Annotated in this window: 3 protein-coding genes; all 3 read left to right on the top strand. The window is 70.4% G+C overall.

The window, feature by feature from the left end; translation table 11 throughout:
* The first annotated feature begins 55 nt into the window (after window positions 1-55).
* Window positions 56-1,039: a Bug family tripartite tricarboxylate transporter substrate binding protein gene (locus ITI46_RS33925; protein WP_209243820.1), complete on the top strand. Its 984-nt coding sequence runs from the start codon at window positions 56-58 to the stop codon at window positions 1,037-1,039.
* Entirely contained in the window at window positions 1,036-1,584 is a 549-nt protein-coding gene (locus tag ITI46_RS33920) for a tripartite tricarboxylate transporter TctB family protein (protein WP_209243818.1), read from the top strand. Before ITI46_RS33925 ends, ITI46_RS33920 begins: the two co-directional genes overlap by 4 nt.
* Window positions 1,585-1,587: 3 nt before the next feature.
* The coding region (locus tag ITI46_RS33915) for a tripartite tricarboxylate transporter permease (protein ID WP_209243816.1) at window positions 1,588-3,025 on the top strand (1,438 nt) is incomplete at its 3' end.

Here is a 3,025-nt window from a genome sequence, read left to right as displayed (position 1 = left end):
ATGTGGGCCTCCCCACCCCCCGTCCCCGGACTGCCCTGGAAAGGCGGTGTTCCGCGTGCGTACGCGCGCCCTTCTCTCCCCCCTGGCAGCCGCGGTTGTCGTGCTGCTCGTACCACCACTGATCACCTCCGGCAGCGGCACCACAGGCGGTACGAACATCCCCGGGCTGCGCTTCATGGTGCCCAACACCCCCGGCGGCGGTTACGACATCACCGCACGCACCGCCGCCAAGAATGCCGAGGAGGCCGGGCTCAACCACAACATCGAGGTCTTCAACCTGCCCGGCGCCGGCGGCACCGTCGGCCTCAGCCGCCTCGTCAACGAACGCGGCAACGGCAGGCTCGCGATGTCCATGGGGCTCGGCGTGGTCGGCGCCGTGCACACCAATCACGCGCCCTCCACGCTCGCCGACGCGACACCGATCGCCCGGCTCACCGAGGAGCCGGACATCGTCGTCGTCGCCAAGAACTCCAAGTACAAGACGTTCGAACAGCTCCTGGCCGACTGGAAGAAGCATCCGCGGTCCGTGCCCGTGGGCGGCGGCTCCTCGGCGGGCGGCCCCGACCACCTGGCGCCGATGCTGATGGCCCGCGCCGCCGGGATCGAGCCGAAGTCGGTCAACTACGTGCCGTTCGACGGCGGCGGCGAACTGCTGGCCTCCGTACTGGGCGGCAAGGTGAAGGTCGGCATCTCGGGCCTGGGCGAGTACCGCGACCAGATCAAGTCCGGCGAGCTGCGGCTGCTGGCGGTCACCGGGCCGAAGCGGGTCAAGGGGTTCGACGCGCCCACCCTCAAAGAGTCGGGCGTGAACGTGGAGTTCACCAACTGGCGCGGCATGGTGGCGCCGCCCGGTCTGTCCAAGGCCCAGCGGGACAAACTGATCCGCTTCATGCGCGAACTTCGTCACTCGAAGGAGTGGCGCAAGTCGCTGCGCACCAACGGCTGGGACGACGCCTGGCTCCCCGGCGACAAGTACGGACGCTTCCTCAAGAGCGAGGACAAGCGCGTGGACTCCGTCCTGAAGGAGCTGGGACAGTGAGCGCAACGGAACCACCAGAGACGCAACCGGCCCCGGCCGCCGCTCGGGCGACCGGCCTGCGTGCCTACTCCGAACTCGGCGTCTGCGCCCTGCTGCTGGCCGTCGGCGTGCTCGTACTGACCGACGCCCTCACCATGGCCACCGACGCCGGGGCACGCGGCCCCGTCGGCCCCCGCACGGTCCCCGTCGTCGTCGGGGTGGCGCTGCTCGTCGTCTCCGTCCTGCTCGCCGTCGACGTACTGCGCGGCGGGCGCGGCGAGGCGGAGGGCGGAGAGGACATCGATCTGGCCGAACCGGGCGACTGGCGTACGGTCGCGCTGCTCGCGGGCGTCTTCCTCGCCTTCGCCGCGCTGATCGACCCGCTGGGCTTCCCGCTCGCCGGCGCACTGCTGTTCTGGGGCTCGGCCTTCGCGCTGGGCAGCCGCACCCACGCCCTCACCCGCGACCCGCTGATCGCCGCCGCGCTGTCCCTGGGCACGTACGCGGTCTTCCACCTGCTCCTCGGCGTCCAGTTGCCGGGCGGACCACTGATGGGAGTGATGTAACCGATGGACTCCGTCAACTCCCTGATAGACGGCTTCGGTACGGCACTGACGCCGCTCAACCTGCTGTGGGCCGCAACCGGCGTACTGCTGGGCACCGCCATCGGCGTACTGCCGGGCATCGGCCCCGCGATGGCCGTCGCCCTGCTGTTGCCGGTGACCTACGGTCTCGACCCGACGGCGGCGTTCATCATGTTCGCCGGGATCTACTACGGCGGCATGTTCGGCGGCTCGACGACCTCGATCCTGCTCAACACCCCGGGGGAGAGCGCGGCGGTGATCGCCGCCATCGAGGGCAATCCGATGGCCAAGGCGGGCCGCGGCTCCCAGGCGCTGGCCGCCGCGGCCGTCGGGCACTTCGCCGGCGGCCTGATCGGCACGATCCTGCTGGTCGCCCTCGCGCCCACCGTGGCGAGCCTGGCGGTGGACATCGGAGCGCCCGACTACTTCGCGATCATGGTGCTGGCCTTCATCGCCGTCACCTCCGTGCTCGGCTCCTCCCGGATCCGCGGCTTCGCGTCCCTGCTGATCGGTCTGACTCTCGGGCTGGTCGGCCTGGACCAAATGACGGGTCAGCAGCGGCTGACGTTCGGCAGCCTCCAGCTCTCGGACGGCATCGATGTGGTGATCGTCGCCGTCGGCCTCTTCGCCATCGGCGAGGCGCTGTGGGTGGCCGCCCACTTGCGGCGCGGGACCGGCGCCTCCATCCCGGTCGGCCGCCCCTGGCTGGGCCGGGAGGAGCTGCGGCGTACGTGGAAGCCGTGGCTGCGCGGACCGCTGATCGGATTTCCGTTCGGTGCGGTCCCCGCAGGCGGCGCGGAGATCCCCACGTTCCTCTCCTACATCACCGAGAAACGGCTCTCGAAGCACAAGAAGGAGTTCGGCAAGGGCGCCATCGAAGGCGTCGCCGGACCGGAGTCGGCCGCCTCGGCCTCCGCCGCCGGCACTCTCGTCTCGATGCTCACCCTCGGGCTGCCGACCACCGCCGTCGCCGCTGTGATGCTCGCCGCGTTCCAGCAGTACGGCATCCAGCCGGGCCCGCTGCTGTTCGAACGGGAGCCGGAGCTGGTGTGGGGCCTGATCGCCTCGCTCTTCGTCGGCATGGTGATGCTGCTCGTCCTCAACCTGCCGCTGGCGCCGGTCTGGTCGAAGCTGCTGCGGGTGCCCCGCCCCTATCTGTACGCGGGCATCCTCTTCTTCGCGGCAGTCGGCGCCTACGCGGTGGGCGGCGAGGCCGTCGACGTGGTGATCCTGCTGGTCATCGGCCTCATCGGGCTGATGATGCGGCGCTACGGACTGCCCGTGCTCCCCGCGATCATCGGCGTCATCCTCGGCCCCAACGCGGAGCAACAGCTGCGCAGGGCGCTCCAGATCAGCGACGGCAGCGTCACCGGCCTGGTCAACACCCCGTTCGCCGTCACCGTCTACACGGTCATCGCCGTCC

Origin of the sequence: Streptomyces oryzae, assembly GCF_017676365.1 — a bacterium.
GTDB lineage: Bacteria > Actinomycetota > Actinomycetes > Streptomycetales > Streptomycetaceae > Streptomyces > Streptomyces oryzae.
The sequence above is the reverse complement of the archived record's forward strand: the minus strand, read 5'-3'. Positions and strand labels throughout refer to the sequence as shown.